12 protein-coding genes are annotated in these 17,742 nt (G+C 66.6%); 5 read left to right on the top strand and 7 right to left on the bottom strand.

The window, feature by feature from the left end:
- Positions 1-94: 94 nt before the first annotated feature.
- The 5 genes from QO014_RS09480 to QO014_RS09460 all read left to right on the top strand — a co-directional run bounded on the left by QO014_RS09480 (position 95) and on the right by QO014_RS09460 (position 5,284).
- Positions 95-790 carry a phosphoribosylanthranilate isomerase gene (locus QO014_RS09480; RefSeq protein ID WP_266348434.1) on the top strand — a complete coding sequence of 232 codons (696 nt, stop codon included), beginning with the start codon at positions 95-97 and terminating at the stop codon, positions 788-790.
- The gene (gene trpB / locus QO014_RS09475) at positions 787-2,010 is read left to right on the top strand and encodes a tryptophan synthase subunit beta (RefSeq protein WP_266348433.1); all 1,224 of its coding nucleotides are present in this window, start codon (positions 787-789) and stop codon (positions 2,008-2,010) included. Before QO014_RS09480 ends, trpB begins: the two co-directional genes overlap by 4 nt.
- Positions 2,011-2,026: 16 nt before the next feature.
- A complete protein-coding gene (trpA, locus tag QO014_RS09470; RefSeq protein ID WP_266348432.1) occupies positions 2,027-2,869 on the top strand; it encodes a tryptophan synthase subunit alpha in 843 nt (280 codons plus the stop codon).
- Positions 2,870-2,885: 16 nt separating this feature from the next.
- Complete coding sequence (gene accD, locus QO014_RS09465; RefSeq protein WP_266348431.1) at positions 2,886-3,779, top strand: acetyl-CoA carboxylase, carboxyltransferase subunit beta; 894 nt, start codon at positions 2,886-2,888, stop codon at positions 3,777-3,779.
- Positions 3,780-3,967: 188 nt separating this feature from the next.
- Complete coding sequence (locus QO014_RS09460) at positions 3,968-5,284, top strand: bifunctional folylpolyglutamate synthase/dihydrofolate synthase (RefSeq protein WP_266348430.1); 1,317 nt, start codon at positions 3,968-3,970, stop codon at positions 5,282-5,284.
- A 66-nt stretch (positions 5,285-5,350) separates the two neighbouring features.
- On the opposite strand, the gene trxA is transcribed toward QO014_RS09460, so the two are convergent.
- The 7 genes from trxA to QO014_RS09425 all read right to left on the bottom strand — a co-directional run bounded on the left by trxA (position 5,351) and on the right by QO014_RS09425 (position 17,649).
- Positions 5,351-5,671, bottom strand: a complete 321-nt coding sequence (gene trxA / locus QO014_RS09455) for a thioredoxin TrxA (RefSeq protein WP_266348429.1) — start codon at positions 5,669-5,671, stop codon at positions 5,351-5,353.
- A gap of 115 nt (positions 5,672-5,786) precedes the next feature.
- A complete protein-coding gene (locus tag QO014_RS09450; protein ID WP_266348428.1) occupies positions 5,787-6,185 on the bottom strand; it encodes a c-type cytochrome in 399 nt (132 codons plus the stop codon).
- Positions 6,186-6,330: 145 nt separating this feature from the next.
- Positions 6,331-9,831, bottom strand: a complete 3,501-nt coding sequence (gene addA, locus QO014_RS09445; protein WP_266348427.1) for a double-strand break repair helicase AddA — start codon at positions 9,829-9,831, stop codon at positions 6,331-6,333.
- Positions 9,828-12,932 carry a double-strand break repair protein AddB gene (gene addB, locus QO014_RS09440; RefSeq protein ID WP_266348426.1) on the bottom strand — a complete coding sequence of 1,035 codons (3,105 nt, stop codon included), beginning with the start codon at positions 12,930-12,932 and terminating at the stop codon, positions 9,828-9,830. Before addB ends, addA begins: the two co-directional genes overlap by 4 nt.
- Positions 12,933-12,952: 20 nt before the next feature.
- A complete protein-coding gene (locus QO014_RS09435; RefSeq protein WP_266348425.1) occupies positions 12,953-13,702 on the bottom strand; it encodes a nucleotidyltransferase family protein in 750 nt (249 codons plus the stop codon).
- 69 nt (positions 13,703-13,771) lie between these two features.
- Positions 13,772-15,268 carry a tRNA (adenosine(37)-N6)-threonylcarbamoyltransferase complex ATPase subunit type 1 TsaE gene (tsaE, locus tag QO014_RS09430; protein WP_266348424.1) on the bottom strand — a complete coding sequence of 499 codons (1,497 nt, stop codon included), beginning with the start codon at positions 15,266-15,268 and terminating at the stop codon, positions 13,772-13,774.
- Complete coding sequence (locus QO014_RS09425) at positions 15,265-17,649, bottom strand: sensor histidine kinase (RefSeq protein ID WP_266348423.1); 2,385 nt, start codon at positions 17,647-17,649, stop codon at positions 15,265-15,267. Before QO014_RS09425 ends, tsaE begins: the two co-directional genes overlap by 4 nt.
- Between the last annotated feature and the right edge of the window lie 93 nt (positions 17,650-17,742).

Raw genomic sequence — 17,742 nt, 5'->3', positions numbered from 1 at the left:
AGGCGGCAACGCAAATGCAACGCAGGGTGAACAGGCGGGCAATGTTGGACTTCGCAGTCCTTTCGTGCCAAACCCTTTGCCCATGCAGGATGCCATGACTCAATCCGTGATCGTGAAGATCTGCGGTCTTTCGACCGAAGACACGCTTGATGCCGCGCTCGATGCCGGCGTCGACATGGTCGGCTTCAACTTCTTTCCGAAAAGCCCGCGCTTCGTCACCGTGGAGCGCGCTCGCGAGCTCGCCGCCCGCGTGCGCGGCCGCGCCGAAATCGTCGCGCTCACCGTCAATATGGACGTTGCCGGCATCGAAGCGATCGTCCAGGCCGTCCGCCCGGACTGGCTGCAATTCCATGGTGCCGAGACCCCGGCAGAGGTTGCTTCCGCGCAGTCGCGGTTCGGCCTCGGCGTCATCAAGGCGCTCGGGATCAGTAGCGCCGAGGATCTCGCCCCGATCGCTGATTTTTCCGTCGCCGATCGGCTGCTGCTCGACGCAAAGCCCCCCAAGGGCGCGACGCTCCCCGGCGGCAATGGCGTACCGTTCGATTGGCGCCTGCTCGAGGCGCTTGACCCTGCGCTTTCCTATATGCTCTCGGGTGGCCTCGACGCCGGCAATGTCGCCGAGGCTGTTCGTCTGACCCGTGCGCCGGGCGTCGATGTCTCGTCCGGCGTGGAGAGCGCGCCCGGCATCAAGGATCCAGACCGCATCCGCGCCTTCACGGCCGCGGCACGCGGCAGTTCAAAGACACCAGAAGAAGGCCGGGAACAAGCCGGCGAAAGGATCATGTCGTGACCGCTCCCGCGCTGCCCAATTCCTTCAAGACCGGCCCGGACGAGCGGGGCCATTTCGGCATCTATGGCGGCCGCTTCGTCGCCGAGACGCTGATGCCGCTGATCCTGGAGCTCGAAAAGGCCTATGACGACGCCAAATACGATCCGGCTTTCCATGCCGAATTGTCGGCCCTGTCCAATTTCTACGCCGGCCGGCCGTCGAAGCTCTATTTCGCCGAAGGCCTGACCAACCATCTCGGCGGCGCGCGCGTCTTCTTCAAGCGCGAGGACCTGAACCACACCGGCAGCCACAAGATCAACAACTGCCTCGGCCAGATCCTGCTCGCCAAGCGCATGGGCAAGACCCGCATCATCGCCGAGACGGGCGCCGGCCAGCATGGCGTCGCCTCAGCGACGGTCTCCGCCCGCTTCGGCCTGCCCTGCGTCGTCTATATGGGCGCCACGGATGTCGAGCGGCAGGCGCCCAACGTGTTCCGCATGAAGCTGCTCGGCGCCACGGTCAATCCAGTGACCGCCGGCAATGGCACGCTCAAGGACGCCATGAACGAGGCGCTCCGCGACTGGGTCACCAATGTCGAGGACACCTATTACCTGATCGGTACGGCGGCCGGCCCGCATCCCTATCCGGAGATGGTGCGTGACTTCCAGTCGGTGATCGGCAAGGAAGCCCGCGCCCAGATCCTGGAGCAGGAAGGCCGCCTCCCCGACATGATCGTCGCGGCCGTCGGCGGCGGTTCGAACGCGATCGGCCTCTTCCACCCCTTCCTGGACGACCAGGATGTCGAAATCATCGGCGTCGAGGCGGGTGGGCACGGCCTCGATATCGAGAATGGTCATGCCGCCTCGATGAGCGGCGGCCGCCCGGGCGTACTGCACGGCAACCGCACCTATCTGCTGCAGGATGCCGATGGCCAGATTCTCGAGGGCCATTCGGTTTCGGCCGGCCTCGATTATCCCGGCGTCGGCCCGGAGCACAGCTGGCTGCGCGATACCGGCCGGGTCAAGTATGTGCCGATCATCGACGACGAGGCGCTCGATGCCTTCAAGGTCTGCACGCGGACCGAAGGCATCATCCCGGCGCTTGAATCAGCGCATGCCATCGCACATGTGATCAAGATCGCGCCGAGCATGTCGAAGGACAAGATCATCATCGTCAACCTCTCCGGCCGCGGCGACAAGGACGTCCACACCGTGGGCAAGCTGCTCGGTATGGACATCTAGGTCGAAGGCCGTTCACATGACTGAAACTCGCATCGACCGCCGTTTTGCCGCGCTCAAGGCCGAGGGCCGTCCGGCTCTCGTCACCTTCATGACCGCCGGCGACCCTGATCCCGAGACGACGCTCGCTTTGCTCAAGGCCCTGCCGGAAGCCGGCGCCGACGTGATCGAGCTCGGCATGCCCTTTTCCGACCCGATGGCCGACGGCCCCGCCATCCAGGCGGCTGGCCTTCGCGCCCTGAAGGGCGGGCAGACGCTGGCCAAGACGCTCAACCTCGTGCGGGCGTTCCGCAAGAGCGACGACACGACGCCGATCGTGCTGATGGGCTATTACAACCCGATCTATTCGCATGGTTCCGAGGCGTTCGTCGTCGAGGCGAAGGCTGCGGGCGTCGACGGGCTGATCATCGTCGACCTGCCGCCGGAGGCCGATGACGAGCTTTGCATTCCCGCGCTCGACGCCGGTCTCAATTTCATCCGCCTTGCCACGCCGACGACCGACGACAAGCGCCTGCCGACGGTGCTGACCAACACCTCCGGCTTCGTCTATTACGTCTCGATCAACGGCATCACCGGCTCGGCCGCGCCGGATAATTCACGCGTCGCCGAAGCCGTCCAGCGCATCAAGCGCCACACCAAGCTGCCGGTTTCGGTCGGCTTCGGCGTGCGCAGCGCCGAACAGGCCGCCGCGATCGGCGCCCATGCCGACGGCGTGGTCGTCGGATCGGCGATCGTCGCGGCCATTGCCGCCTCGCTCGATGGCGAAGGCCGCGCGACCGGCGCGACCGTCCCGGCGGTCGTCACGCTCGTCTCCGAGCTTGCCTCGGGCGTGCGCGCGGCGCGCGCCTCGGTCGCAGCCTGATTTCAAGGAGATCCGAATGAACTGGATCAACGACGTCGTTCGCCCGAAGATCAAAAGCCTGCTGAACAAGCGCGAGGTTCCCGAGAATCTCTGGATCAAGGATCCGGAGACCGGCGAAATGGTCTTCCTGCGCGATCTCGAAGCCAATCACTATGTGGTGCCGAATTCCGGCTACCACATGCGCATGAGCGCCCCGAAGCGGCTTGCCTTCTTCTTCGATGAAGGCCGCTACGAGACGATCGCCTCCCCCGATGTCGCGATCGATCCGCTCAAGTTCCGCGACGAGCGGCGCTATACGGATCGCCTCAAGGACGCCAGGACCAAGACCGGCCTGCAGGACGCCGTTCTCACGGGCGCCGGAACCGTCGAGGGCGTGCCTTTGGTCGCCTCCGTGCAGGATTTCGACTTCATGGGCGGCTCGCTCGGCATGGCGGCCGGCGAGGCGGTGATCGCCGGCATGGAAGCAGCGGTCAATCGGCGCCTGCCCTTCGTCATGTTCGCCGCATCGGGCGGCGCGCGCATGCAGGAGGGCATCCTCTCGCTCATGCAATTGCCGCGCACCACGCTCGGCGTCATGGCGCTGCGCGAAGCGAAGCTGCCCTATATCGTCGTGCTGACCAATCCCACGACCGGTGGCGTGACCGCATCCTATGCCATGCTCGGCGACATCCAGATCGCGGAGCCCGGCGCGCTGATCGGCTTTGCCGGTCCCCGCGTGATCGAGCAGACGATCCGCGAAAAGCTGCCCGAAGGCTTCCAGCGCGCCGAATATCTGCATGAGCACGGCATGGTCGATCTGGTCGTCCATCGCCATGAATTGCGCCCGACGATCGCGCGGCTTTGCAGTCTGCTGGGCCCGAACGTCGCGCTGCCCGCGAGCGCCGAACAGTCGCTCGCGCTGGCCTCGTAAGCGGCCTATCGGACCTTGAGTCGGCACCGCCGGCTGTCCTCGCCAAGGATGGCGAGGTCGGACCCGACACAGGTCAGGAAGGGGACCCGTCCCCTCCGCACTATCCCGCCGACAGCGCCGTCGACCTCTCCCCGCGGGAGAGGTAAAGAGCATTGTTCCCACTTTCCGGATTCGAATTCGGTTTTTCCATGGACAGTACCGCGATCCTGGAGCGGCTCTTCAAGCTCCATCCGAAGGAGATCGATCTCTCCCTCGACCGGCTGAAGCCGCTCATGGCCAAGCTCGGTCATCCGGAGGAAAAGCTCGGCCCGGTGATCCACATCGCCGGCACCAACGGCAAGGGCTCGACCACGGCATTCCTCCGCGCGATCCTCGAAGCCTCCGGCCGGACCGTCCATGTCTATACTTCGCCCCATCTGGTCAAGTTCCACGAGCGCATTCGCCTCGGCCAGCCGGGCGGTGGACGCTATGTCACCGAGGACGAACTGGTGGCGACGCTGGTCGAACTGGAGCGGGTCAATGACGGCGCCCCGATCACCCATTTCGAGATCACCACGGCGGCGGCGTTCAAGCTGTTCGCCGATCATCCGGCCGATGTGACATTGCTCGAGGTCGGCCTCGGCGGGCGCTATGACGCGACCAATATCATCGAGCGGCCGGATGTCTCCGTCATCACCTCGATTTCGCTCGATCATGAGAAGTTCCTCGGCAGCACGCTGACCGAGATCGCCGGCGAGAAGGCCGGCATCATCAAGCGCGGCTGTCCCGTCGTCGCCTCGCCGCAGGTCGAGGTCGTGCTCGATGTCATAGAGCGCGAAGCCGCACGCCTGCGTGCACCTCTTTATGTCGGCAATCGCGACTGGATCGCCCATCCGGAGCGTGGCCGGCTGGTGTTCCAGGACGAGGACGGCCTGCTCGACCTTCCGGCGCCCCGTCTGCCGGGCCGCCACCAATATGTGAATGCTGGCGCTGCGATCGCCGCGATCCGCCGTTCGAGCCTCGACGTGCCGCAGGCGGCCATCGCCGCCGGGCTGCAATCGGTCGACTGGCCAGCCCGGATGCAGCGCCTGACCAGCGGCGCGCTCATCGCGCACGCCCCGGCCGAATCGGAGATCTGGCTCGATGGCGGGCATAATCCCGGGGCTGGCGCGGTCATTTCCGAGGCGGTCGCCGATCTGGAAGAGCGGGTCTCGCATCCCCTCTACCTGATCGCGGGCATGCTGATCACCAAGGACCCGGTCGGCTTCTTCAAGCCTTTCTCCGGGTTGGCGCGCCACGTCTATACGGTGCCGATCGCCAGTTCCGATGCCGGGCGCGATCCGGGCGAGCTGGCGGCAGCGGCGATCGAGGCAGGCCTGACTGCCGAGCCGGTTGGCAGCGTCGAGGCGGCTCTCGATCTCATGAAGCGGACATTGCCGCCCAATGTCGTGCCACGGATCCTGATCTGCGGCTCGCTCTATCTGGCCGGGACCGTGCTGGAGGCGAACGGCACGCCGCCGCGATAATCCGCGGCAGCAAGCAGACATGAAAACGGGGCCCGAAGGCCCCGCATCAAGCTCACACAGAACGAATCAGATGCCGTTCTTGATCCATTCCGCGAGCCGGCCCTTCGGCGCGGCGCCAACCTGGATCGAGGTCGGCTCGCCATCCTTGAACATGATGAGCGTCGGGATCGAGCGGACGCCATAACGCACCGCGATCTCGGGATTCTCGTCGATGTTCAGCTTGGCAATCGTCACCTTGCCGTTGAGTTCGCTCTGAATTTCCTCGAGCGCCGGGGCGATCATGCGGCACGGACCGCACCATTCAGCCCAGAAATCCACGACGACCGGGCCGGCAGCGCCCAGAACATCGGTGTCGAAGGAAGAGTCCGTTACCTTGGCAGTGGCCATGAGAAGCCTCGATTGAGTGGCAGGAAGTTGGACCTGAAAGTAGGTAGGCGTTACCGGTCGGTCAAGGCTCGCCGAGCCCGACCGGTTCACGACCGCGTCACTGCCTGGGGATGAGCTATTTCGGCATCTGCGGCGGCGCGAAGACGATATAGGGCGTCTTCGGCTCCTGCCCCGGCGGCACATAATCCGGCGCCGGATCACCCGGCTCGCCGAGCGAGGCGATATACAGATAGAGCGAGCGAACGTCGCTCTCTTCCATCGCGTTAACGTTGAACCAGGGCATGGGCGGGCGTGCCTGGAAAGTCTTCGCGAGATGCACGAAGTCCTTTTCGGAGAGCTTCTCCGCCAGGATGCGCAGATTGCTGGGGTAGGTCGTACCCCATGGCCCCTGATAGCCCACCGCTGCCCCCTTCAGCGCGGTGGCCGGGTCGATCTTGCCACCGCTCTCGGCATAGCCCGAGGAATGGCAGTCATGGCAACCGCCGGTGATGGCGACCAGCGCGCCACGCTTCACGGAAACCTCCCCGGCTGATGCAACAACCGGAACTGCGCAGAGCGCAGCACAAAATATGGCAGCTATCCTCATGTTTCCCCTCCGCTCGTCGATCTGACGCGACGGAGCAATCTACCATGGGTTGCTCATTCGGCACCGCCGATTCTCATGCCGCCACTATGGCCGCGAGTCTCTCGTCGAGCCATTCGCCCGGTATCGGCATCAGCGTCGGAACCTCTGTCCAGAGCAGCGCCGTCTCGATCGGAAGGTCGGGATAAAGCGCGCGCAGGATGGCGCGGTAGAGCGCAAGCTGGGCGAAATAGGTTTCCGGCACCGCCTCCAGCGTGGTCGGCGCGGGACGGTTTGTTTTGTAGTCGACGATCATCACCCGTCCGTGGCTCACGACGAGCCGGTCGATGCGGCCCGAGACCGAAGCCGGTCCGCTGCGCGTCTCGACGACACCGGCGATCGGCACCTCGGCACGGCTTCCGGGTCCGAAGAGCGGAGCAAAATCACCAGAATGGATGACACCGAGAACGCTGTCGGCGAGTGCCTCGCGCATGGCGGCGGGCCAGTCGGGCACGACGGCGTCGAGATAGGACACCGCGACATCGAGACGGGCCTCCGGTGGATGATCGGGCAAGGCCTGCAGCAGCCGATGCACCAATCGTCCCCGATCGAGCGCCGACTTGGCCATCGGATCGAGCCGGGCATCGAGCGCGGTCACCGGGGGAAATGCCGGCTCGGCTTCGGCAAAGCCGACAGCCGTCGACGGCGTCAACCGGCGCATCACCTTTGCCGGCTCCGGCGGCAGGCGCCCGAGCCAAGCTGGCAGGGCCGTGGCGGCTGTGACTTCGGGTTGCTCCTCGAGTGCGGGCACCGCCGTCGATGTCGTACCGATGCGCCATTCGAGGCTTTCGAAGACATCATCGCCGAGCGTCACCTCGACCCTGTGACCGTCGACCTCGAGAGCCGACTGGACGAGATCGTGCCAGATCCGCTCGCCACCCAGATTGGCCTTGGCCGTGCCGCAGACGATCAGGCGGTCGCGCGCGCGCGTCAGCCCGACATAGAGCAGCCGCCTGTATTCCTCCCGCGCCTTGTCGCGCAGCGTTGCGAGCGCCGTCTCGACGGCCGCGGGGCGGCGCGCCCCGGGGGCGACCCAGACCAGCGGCGCGCCCTCCGAGTCGTCCGGATCATCAGCCAGCGCCACGATCTTCGGATCATGGCTGGCGTGAACCGGCTTGGAGCCGGTATCGACGAGAAAGACAATCTCCGCTTCGAGACCCTTGGCACCGTGGACCGTCATGACGCGAATCTCGTCACGAGCGAGATCGGCGTCGCGCTTGATCTCGGTCGCAGCCTCCCGCATCCAGGCGGCGAAGCCCTGGAGAGACGGCACCTCGGTCTGCTCATGCGCCAGCGCTTGCGCCAGGAACTCGTCGAGGACGTCATCCGCCTCGGGACCGAGCCGCGCAATGAGACGCCGCCTGCCGCCATCCGGCCCCAATATGCGGGCGAAGAAGGCATAGGGGCTCATGAAGTCGGCCCGGTCGCGCCATTCGGCCAGGAGCGCTGCCGCTGCGGCAATTTCGGGCGCATCGGCGTCCGCGACCGCCCGCCAGAGCGTGCCACTCCGGCCATGCGCGAGGTCGAACAGCTGCTCTTCGCCGAGGCCGACCAGCGGGCTCTTCAAGAGCGCGGCGAGCGCCAGATCATCGCGGGGCTGCAGCACGATGTCGGCAACGGCGAGCAGATCGAGCACGGCGATGTGGCTGCCGAGCGCGAGTCGATCGGCACCGGCCACCGCAAGCCCCGCGGCTTTCAGCGCGCGATTGATCGCGTCGGTCTGTGCGCCGCGCTTGCGCGTGAGGATCAATATGTTGCCGGGACGGATCTTCCTGCCGGTCGCGTCGATCGTCTCGCCCCGATCCGTCCAGCCCTTGATCGTGCGGGCAATCCGCTCTGCGAGACGCACCTCCGGGCTCTTCTCATCCAGCCTGTCGAGCGGCGTATGCCAATCCTCGGGCTCGGGTGTCTTCTCGGCCGCGATAAGGGGCCAGACCGTGACACGGCCGGGATCACCCCGGCGCGCCGCGACATGCACCGTCGGCTGTGGATCCTGCGTCAGGCCGCGATGGGCATCCGGCGCGCTGAAAACACGATCGACCGCGCCGAGCACATCGGCGGTCGACCGGAAGGAGAGGTTCAGTTCAAGCGCGTCGAACCGAGCCTCGACGTCGGCCGCCTGCTGGCCGATCCGCGCGCGCTGACGGGCAAACCAGGCCGGTACGGCACCCTGGAACGAATAGATCGACTGCTTCTCATCGCCCACAGCGAAGAAGGTGCGCGGGGTGGCGCGGGCGGCGACGCCGGCAAAGAACTCTTCGGCGAGCCCGGTGATGACCTGCCATTGGCGCGGGCTGGTGTCCTGCGCCTCATCGACGAGAATATGTTCGAGCCCGCGATCGAGCTTGTAGTGGACCCAGGCCGACGCCTCGGACCGCGACAGCAGATAGGCCGTCTTGACGACCAGATCCTGAAAATCGAGTGCACCCCGGGCGTGCTTCGCCCGCTCATAGGCCGCGACGACGGCATCGCCCAAGGTCAGCAAGGCTTCTGTCGCGGCAAAGGCTTCGGCAGCGGCTATCCGGTCGAGCAGGTCCGCAATGCGCTCGCGCTCGTCCAGCAGCCGCTCCTCCAGCCCCGGCCACCCATCACGGATCGCCTTGGCGGCGAGGCTCGAAACCTCGCGCATCTTCTTGCCGTCGCCGGTCATCAGGAATGAAAGCCAGGCATCGCCCTCGTCCGCGACGGTCTCCGCCGTCACGAACGGCGCCAGCCGCAGCGCGCCCTTCTTGTCGTTGGCACCGCTTGCCGCGAGCCTTTCGACGAGTTGCGCGATTTCACCTGCCGTGAACGGCATGTCGGAGACGATCTCCGCCCTGAGCTCAGCGGAATCCTCACCCGGCTTCAGCCCCAGCGAACGGCGAAGCGCGGCGAGGCCTCCGGCGAATGAACCGGCCCGGGCCGTCAATTCCCGCAGCGCGTCACGCTGGCCGATGATCGCGGCGAGCGCCGCCTCGATGCCCTGGTCGCTGGCTGCATCGAGCACACGCGCGAAGGCTCGGCCAAGCTCGGTCTCGGGCCCCGAAGCCGCGCGCGCGATCACGTCGCGCTGCGCCGTCTCCGTCAGGATCGCGCTCGCGCGGTCGTCGAGCACCTCGAACGAGCCGGCGACATTGGCCTCGAAGGGAAATTGATGCAGCAACCTCTCACAGAAGGCATGGATCGTCTGGATCTTCAGCCCACCCGGCGTTTCCAGCGCTCGCGCGAACAGCCGTCGCGCGCGAATGCGCATGTCCGCGTTCGTCGCGGCGCCCTGATAGTCCGCGAGGATCGCATCAAGTGCGGCATCGTCGAGCGTCGTCCAATCGGCAAGAATGCTGAAGACGCGGCTCGCCATCTCGGCCGCAGCGGCCTTGGTGAAGGTGAGACAGAGGATAGCTCCCGGATCGGCACCGGCGAGCAGAAGCCGGATGACGCGACGGGCGAGGACGTAGGTCTTGCCGGAGCCCGCATTAGCCGAGACCCAGGCGGATGCCTCCGGGTCGGTGGCCTTGCCCTGCGTCTCTCTCGTATGGGCATCGACGACGATCGCGCTCATTCGCCGTCCTCGCCGACGCCGAGCGCCCATTCGCGAACGCGGGCGAGATGATCATAGGGGCTTTCGAACCGCGTCTCGAACATGGGCCGGGCACGCGAGATATAGGCGCGGTCTGGATCGGCATAGGCTGTGATGAGCGCCACCAGCCGCTCGGCCGCCTCCTGGCCCAACGCATCGGCCGGCAGGTCGCGGATGGCGGAGGCGAATGGCTCGCCCTTGCCGACGCGGCCGAGCCCGATCCAGCCGAGTTCCGCAACCGAGGCACCAGCCGGGATACCCTCGAAGGCGCCCGCCCGCGCCATGGCGACTTCGAGCGCCAATTGCGGCGCAAGCCCGGTCGAAAGCTGCTTGGCGGAAGGTGGTACGCCGGTCTTGAAATCGAGGATCTCCAGCGTGCCGTCACGGCGCTGGTCGATGCGGTCAGCGCGCCCCGTCAGACGAAAACGCTCATTGACCGGCCACGAGCCGCCAATCTCCGCATGCCGCGCAGCAATATCGTGGCGGCTCGCCTCCCAGCCGATGAACCACTGGGCGATCGCGACAAAGCGCGGCCACCAGAGGGCATGGACCGATAGGAAGGGCTCGACCTGAGCGAAAACCGTCCTGCCAACAGCCATGAGGGCTTCCAGCGCATTCGCGTCGAACGGCCCCTGCCATGTCTCGATGAACTGCCCGAGCGCGTCGTGGATCAACGTGCCGCGCAGCGCGACATCCGGCACGATATCGACCGGATCGAGCGGCTGGAGCCTCAGGACATGCCGGGCATAGATCGCATAGGGGTCGCGGATCAGGGTCTCGATCTCGGTGACAGACAGCCGCTTCGGGCGCGCATCGAGCGGCGGTTGCGGGCGCGGTCGGCCAATCGGGGTGACAGTCGCCAGACGGTCGAGGCTGCGTGCCCAATCGACATAACATGATCCACGCCCGACCAGCGCCTTGGCCCCCGGCTTGCCCAGCCGTGCGAGAAGCCTCTGCAGCCAGCGCGCGGCAACGGTCGGCGTGCCACCACGTCGTTCCGCGCGGGTGAGCAGAACCTTCGGCGCGACGAAGGCGGCGGCGAAATCATGGGCGGAAAGACCAAGCCGCCGCTCGGGCGCTTCGAGGCCGAGATCGGTGCGCATGGAACGCGACAGCCACGGGTCGGTGCGGGTCTCGGCCGGCCAGATACCCTCATCGAGGCCCGCCAGCACCACCAGATCGACCGATTGAAGCCGCGCCTCCAGCGTGCCCCAGATGAAGAGGCGCGGGTCGCCTCCGGGCCGGGCTGAAACCGATATGCCGGCCATGGTCGCATCGAAAAAGGCCGGGAACTCGGCGCCCGTCATGGCCAGCGCCGCCGCATGATCGCCGATGAGCCCGGCAAGCAGGGTCGCGAGCGCGTCGCCGGCCTCTGCCTCCCAGAGCGGATCGTCAAGCCCGTTCTCGTCGGCAGAGACGCGCTCCAGCGCCGTCACGAGCGTCCTGATCGCCGTCGCCGCATCAACCGGCGTGCGCTGCGCCATCAGCGTGGTGAGTGGCGAGAGCGCCTCATCCATGGCCGCCGCCAGATCCTGGGCTGCCTGCCAATCGGCCTCGGAGAGGGCACGGACGGCCGGCGCGACATGGCGCCGCGTTGGATCGATCGCATCCTTCTTTGCCGCCAGCACCGCTGCCGGCAGGGCCTGGAGGCCTCCAGACAGAAGCCGCCCGCGAAAGACGGCGAGATCCAGAATTTCGATCGCCCGCCTGCAGAGCGCGCGCGGACGGCCGAAGCGGGCGAGCGGATGCTTGGCGAGCGCCATCAGATCGAGCGGCGCACCGTTCGATCGCGCTGCGGCCACGACCAGTCGCGCCAAGACGCCGGCGGGAGACGTCATCAGCGGCCGGCCGGCGGAATCATCGCTCGAAAGGCCGAAACGCGCCAACTCGATCGCGACGCGGCCGGCCAGTCGTCGGTCCGGCGTGATCAAGGCAGCCGTCGATCCCTCGGTCTCGACCGCCTCGCGCAGCGCCAGCGCGATCGCGACGGCCTCTTCCTGCTCGGTCCGCGCGATGATCAAGCCGACGCCGTCGCTGGCTGAAGGAGGAACCGGCGGCGCGCTCGCCCAATCTTCGGTTGTCTCGGCCGGCCGCAGTGCCTCCGAGATCAGCCGCGCTCGTTGCGCGCCGGCGGGCGGCACGACCCCAAGCGGCTCGACGTCGGCGCGGTCCACACCGATCGTCGCGATCAGTTGCCTCAGGCCATATTGCGGATGACCCGGCGCGGACTTGGGCTGATCCGGCCCGCCGATCGCGCCCCAGGCGACATCGTCCAGCATCGTATCAAGACCGGGAAGAACGACGGCGCCATTCGGCAGGCGCGCGATCGTGGCGAGCAGCGCCGCAGTGGCCGGGATCGAGCCGGTCGAGCCGGCGGCGATCACGAGGCCTGTTGGCGGCGCAGCGGCAAGCCGGGCCGCCTCTTGCCGGATCAGATAATCGCGGCGCACCGCCGGATCGGCAAGGCCGCTCTCCGCCAGGAAAGCGGGCCATTGCTCGCCGACGATCTTCAGGAAATCGAGCGTGATCTGCCAGTAGCGCGCGAGATCGTCCGGCACGAGCGTCGCGAGGCGGTCCCAGGCGACGCCCGACGTTTCGATATCGTCGATCAGGCGGGCGAGGTCTCCGGCGAGATGAAAGGCATCCGCAGCGGAGGCCGGCACGAGCAAGGGATCATCCGGCGCAAGCGCCAGCAGGTCACGCTTCACGGCGCGACCCCAGGCGAGCGTCAGCCGGGTCAGGACCAGCAGGCGGTCGAGCTGCGAGATCGCGGGCGGAAGCACCAGTCGCGCCGCCGGATCCTCGGCCGGCTCGAGCAGAAGGTCTTCCTCGTCGACATCGCCGATCGGCCTGATCGAAGGCAGGATGACGGCGCGGCCACCCACACGCTCGAGGATAGCCGCATGCAGCACGCGCGCCGCGCGGCGGGTCGGCAGGAAGATCGTGACCTCAGCGAGCGCCAGCGGATCCTCGGCCGGATCAGCCAGGGCGCCGAAACGGCCCGTGAAGAGCGCATCGACCAGCGTCGGCAGAAACGGCGCGCCCGGCAGAATCGAAAAGACGCGCGGTGTCCCTCTGTCCATCGCCTCGTGCTATCCCGCCCTCAGGCGGCGCTTTCGGCCACCGAAAGCTCCGCCTCGCGGATCGCCTCGGGCGTGCCGACATGAAGCCAGATGCCGTCCATGCGAATGCCGTAGAGCCGGCCGGCGGCGATCGCCTTGTCGAACAGGAGATTGAGCGAGAACGAGCCCTCGGGCGCTCCCTCGAACAGTCGTGGCGACAGGATGGCAGCGCCGGAATAGACGAACGGCGCAATCGTCCGCTCGACCCGGCGGGCGAGGCGACCTTCCTTGTCCATCTCGAAATCGCCGGGACCAGAATAGCCGATCGAGGCCACGGTAGGGGCCAGCATCAGGATCGCGTCCATGCGCTCGTCGTCCCAGCCGGCGGCGAGCCAGTCGAGATTGGGGCGCGGCCCCTCGATCCAGAAGGAATCGGAATTCATCACATAGAACGGCTTGTCGCCGAGCAGCGGCAGCGCCTTGGTGACGCCCCCGCCGGTTTCGAGCAGGCCGGATCGTTCGTCGGAGACGATAACCCGGGGCGTCTTGCGCTTCTTCACATGGGTTTCGACGAGGTCGGCGAGATAGTGGACGTTGACCACCACCTCCTCGACGCCCGCGACCATCAGCCGGTCAAGCGCCCGGTCGATCAGCGGGCGGCCGGCAACCTCGATCAGCGGTTTCGGAACGGTGGCGGTCACAGGGCGCATGCGCTTGCCGATGCCGGCAGCGAGAATCATGGCGTGCCGGGGTCTCGCGATGGTCTTCAACGGAATTGGATCAGAACTCATGGACATCATTCTCGGACAGTTTCTGTCCGCCTTGCTGGACAGCCCGGTCGCCGGATGCGAGGGCCCCGTTCAATCTTCGAGCGGCAGATATTTCTCATACCAGAGCCGCAGTTCAGACAGAACCGGATGCTCCAGACAACGTCTCAGATAGCCCTTTATACGCGGAATATGACGAAGATATTGGGGCTTGCCCGCCGAACTGGCGAGGCGAGCGAAACCGCCCATGATCTTGGTCGCGCGCTGCGCGCCGGAAATCGCATAGGCCCCTGCAAAGCCGACCGCATCGAAAGGACCGTTGGCGAGCCGCGTGGCGACGTAATGCGCCTTGAGCGCCGATTCGAAGCCCGGATCGATATCGACGCGGACATCCTGTCCGAGCGAAGCGACGTCATAGGCGCTCGGGCCGATCATCGCATCCTGATAGTCGAGGATGCCCATGCGCTGAAGCCCGTTGCGCCCCTCGAGCCAGAGCAGGTTCGGCGAATGGAAATCGCGAAGCAGCCAGCTCTTTTCGGCGCTGTCAAAGACGGAGAAGAGCTCGGTCCAGACGTGGTCGAACGCTGCCTCTGCCTCGGGCGGCAGCGGCCGGTCGACCAGAGGCGCATACCAGCGCGGCATCAGTTCGACCTCGACGGCAACGGCATCGCGATCAAACGGCGGAACCCGATGGATGTCGCCATCCGGCAATGGCAGCCGGTCCGGACGCGGCGCCGCGTGAATATGGGCGAGCACTTCGGTCGCGAGCGCGTAGCGCTCGAAGATCGGGGCACCATCGTCCAGCAAGCCGACCGAGCCCAGATCCTCGAGGAGCAGCATCCCGGCCGGCAAATCGGCGGCGAGAATGGCCGGCGCCGCGAGGCCGATCGCGCGCAGCGCCTCGCCGACCGCGACGAACGGCCTGATACTCGTTGCCCGATGCGCGACCGCGTCATAGCTGCGGCCATCGCGCACGACCCAGCCCGGATTCTGCTCCGGCGCATCCATCAGGATCGCGCTCGGCCCGTCGGGTGCCCGGATCCGCTCATAGGTGCGGCTGGATGCGTCGCCCTGTAGATGGCGCCGCTCCGAATCCAACCAGCCGACGCGATCGAGAAATCGCCGTAGAGCCTCTGTGCGATCCAGCCGCTTGGCCCAATCGCCGCCGCCGGACAAGGAGGCGACACGGCCATCCTCATAGAGGTCGAGGACGATATCCAGCCGGTCAGCCGGCAGGCGGCCTTCGGCGCGCTCCGGCCATTCGACCAGCACCACACTCTCGCTGACGGCTTCATCGAAGCCGATCTCCTCCAGTTCATCGGCTGAACCGAGACGGTAGAGATCGAAATGGGCGATCGGCAGGCGCGCGGCATAGGTCTGGACAATCGTGAAGGTCGGGCTGGGCACCTCAAGAGCGGGGTCACCTGCAACAGCGCGGATGAGGGCACGCGCGAAGGTCGTCTTGCCCGCGCCGAGATCGCCATGGAGCGCGACAACGTCGCCGACCCTGAGCTTGATCGCAATATCTTCGGCAAGGCGCACCGTCGCCGCCTCATCGGGCAGAACCATGCGCATGGCCATCTCGCTCATTCCGCCGCTTCCGCCAGCGTCGTCGGGCTGATGGGAAGGCTCACCTTCACGATCGTGCCGCGCCCTTCCTCCGAATCGATCGACACGCTGCCGCCGTGCAGCTCGACGAAGCTCTTGACGATGGCGAGGCCAAGGCCCGCACCGCCCCGGGCCGAACCCGTCGGCCGGCTCTCGAAACGGTCGAAGACGACCGCGATGAATTCGGGCGGAATGCCGGGGCCCTGGTCGGCCACGGTGAATTCGATCATGTCGCCGCGACGGGTGGCCCTGAGCTCGATCCGCCCGCCCTGCGTCGAAAAACTGACCGCATTGGACAAGAGATTGTAGAGGATCTGGCGCACGCGCTTTTCGTCGGCGATCAGCGTGCCGAGATCGGCCGATATGCGCGTGTCGAGGCGGAGCTTCGCCTCCTGCAGCCGATCGCGCACGCCCTCGGTCGCGGCCGCGATCGTCTCGGCGACATTCACCTCGCCGAGTTCGAGCGTGATGATGCCGGCATCGACCGTGGCGAGATCGAGAATGTCGTTGACGATGGCGAGAAGCGAACCGCTCGACGAGAGGATGTAGCCGGCATATTCGCGCTGCTTCTCGTTCAGCGGACCGATGGTCACGTCGGAGAGCAGTTGCGTGAAGCCGATGATGTTGGTGAGCGGCGAGCGCAGCTCATAGGAAACATGCTGGATGAAGGCATTCTTGAGGCCGTCCGCCGCCTCCAGCGCTTCATTGCGCTCGGTCAGCACGCGCTCGACCTTCACCGTGTCCGTCACATCGACGAAGGTCACCATGGTCTGCCCGTTCGGCAGCGGGATGGTTGCGTAGTCGACCACGCGGCCATCGAGCCGTTCGAGGCGCCCGCGCGTCGGGGCGCGACCCTCGCCGAGACCGGAGACCAGCGCCGTGAACCGCGCCCAGGCATCGGGCCGATCATGCAGACGGCGACAGGCGCGCTCGATCTCGTTGATATGGGGACGCGCCGAGAGGAATTTCTGGTCGAGCTTCCAGATGCGGGCGAAGGCCGGATTGTCGAGCCGGAGCCGTCCATCCGAACCGAAGACCGCAACGCCCTCCGCGAGGTGATCGAGCGTTTCGCCCTGAACGCGGATCAACGAATTATAGCGGCTTTCGAGATCGAGCTTTTCGGTAACGTTCTCGTAGATCCAGGTGATGCCACCCTGCGGATGCGGGTTGGCGAGGACGCGAAGCGTCTGCCCATCGGGCAGATGCCACCAATGCTCCTGCGCATCGAGCGCCTGGTAGGCGGAAAGCAGTTCGTTGCGCCAGCTCTTGAAATCGGCCTGCTCAGGCAGACGGCGGGCCGCGCGCATCCGCTCCAGCACGGCGCTCTCATCCGGCATCGTATCGAGGAAGGTTGCCTCGAGGCCGAAGAGATCGCGGAACGCTGCATTATAGGAGCGCAGCCGACGGTCGGGTCCGAACACGGCGACGGCCGTCGCGAGCTGGTCGAGCGTGCGGGCGTGAAACTCGATCAGCCGCTTCATCTGCGCCTGTACGGTCTCCAGCTCCGTCGCATCGATGGCGATGCCGGCGCTGCCCGATTCGGAGGCGACGTCGATGACGTCGAAGATGCGGCGTGCGCCGGCTACGACGGCCGGCAGCCGACGGGCGACCACGGCGGCCCGCATGTGATCCTGGCGGATCGCGTCGCGGCCGGCGGTATCGAGCAGGTCGAGGCCGCGGGCCTTGGCCTCGTCGGCATTCTGGCTTTCCACAGCCCGCGCAAAGGCCGGATTGATCCAGTCGAGCCCGCCGTCCCGATCACGGATCCAGGCCGGCGTCGGCGCGGCCTCCAGCAGCTCGCGCATGGCCTGGACGTCAGCCGTCAGGCGACGGTGGCGGCTGTCGAGCTCGGCGAGCGCCAGCCGATCACCGGAAAGGTCACGGAAGCGCGCAACCGCGCGACCGCCCGTCGTGCGGCCGATCGCTTCGACGAAATTGCCGGAGCTGGTTTCAAGCGCAAGCGAAAACGGCTCGCCCTGCCCGCGCAAGCGTTCCAGCGCTGCATCGAGCTGGCTCGCCGCGGAGGGAACGAGCCATGTGCCGAAGGCGAGAAAGGCCGCCCGATCCTCCGGCGCACCACAGAGCTTCGGCAGGCGGCCGACGACGAGCGGCGGTTCTTCCGGCGCGCTCCAGGCGACGAGGCGCTGGTCATCCGCATTGACCAGGGCCTCCGCGCGATCGGCGCGGGCCTGGAGGTCCGCCAGATGCAGCCGCAGCGCCAGATTGTCATGCTCGGCCCGGTTGCGGCTGCGCAGCAGCGCGATCACGCTCAGAAGCGAGAAGCCGAGCACGCCGACGAGCGCACTCACCGTCACGATACGATTGGCGTCGAACAGCACCGCCTCAGCGGCAGCAGCCGGCATGCTGGAGGCAATGATGGCGGCAATGGATGTCGTGGCGAAAAGTGAAATGCGCGGCCCGGGGACAAGGAAGCGAGGACGTCCGCCCGCTCGAAT

The organism is Kaistia dalseonensis (genome assembly GCF_030814715.1).
Lineage (GTDB): Bacteria > Pseudomonadota > Alphaproteobacteria > Rhizobiales > Kaistiaceae > Kaistia > Kaistia dalseonensis.
This window is presented reverse-complemented; position numbering and strand designations above follow the sequence as displayed.

Excerpts from the sequence above, each read along its gene's own strand:
- QO014_RS09435 (WP_266348425.1), bottom strand. The coding sequence starts at position 13,702 with ATGAGTTCTGATCCAATTCCGTTGAAGACCATCGCGAGACCCCGGCAC.
- trxA (WP_266348429.1), bottom strand. The coding sequence starts at position 5,671 with ATGGCCACTGCCAAGGTAACGGACTCTTCCTTCGACACCGATGTTCTG.
- accD (WP_266348431.1), top strand. The coding sequence starts at position 2,886 with ATGAACTGGATCAACGACGTCGTTCGCCCGAAGATCAAAAGCCTGCTG.
- trpA (WP_266348432.1), top strand. The coding sequence starts at position 2,027 with ATGACTGAAACTCGCATCGACCGCCGTTTTGCCGCGCTCAAGGCCGAG.
- QO014_RS09460 (WP_266348430.1), top strand. The coding sequence starts at position 3,968 with ATGGACAGTACCGCGATCCTGGAGCGGCTCTTCAAGCTCCATCCGAAG.
- addB (WP_266348426.1), bottom strand. The coding sequence starts at position 12,932 with ATGGACAGAGGGACACCGCGCGTCTTTTCGATTCTGCCGGGCGCGCCG.
- QO014_RS09425 (WP_266348423.1), bottom strand. The coding sequence starts at position 17,649 with ATGCCGGCTGCTGCCGCTGAGGCGGTGCTGTTCGACGCCAATCGTATC.
- addA (WP_266348427.1), bottom strand. The coding sequence starts at position 9,831 with ATGAGCGCGATCGTCGTCGATGCCCATACGAGAGAGACGCAGGGCAAG.
- tsaE (WP_266348424.1), bottom strand. The coding sequence starts at position 15,268 with ATGAGCGAGATGGCCATGCGCATGGTTCTGCCCGATGAGGCGGCGACG.
- QO014_RS09480 (WP_266348434.1), top strand. The coding sequence starts at position 95 with ATGACTCAATCCGTGATCGTGAAGATCTGCGGTCTTTCGACCGAAGAC.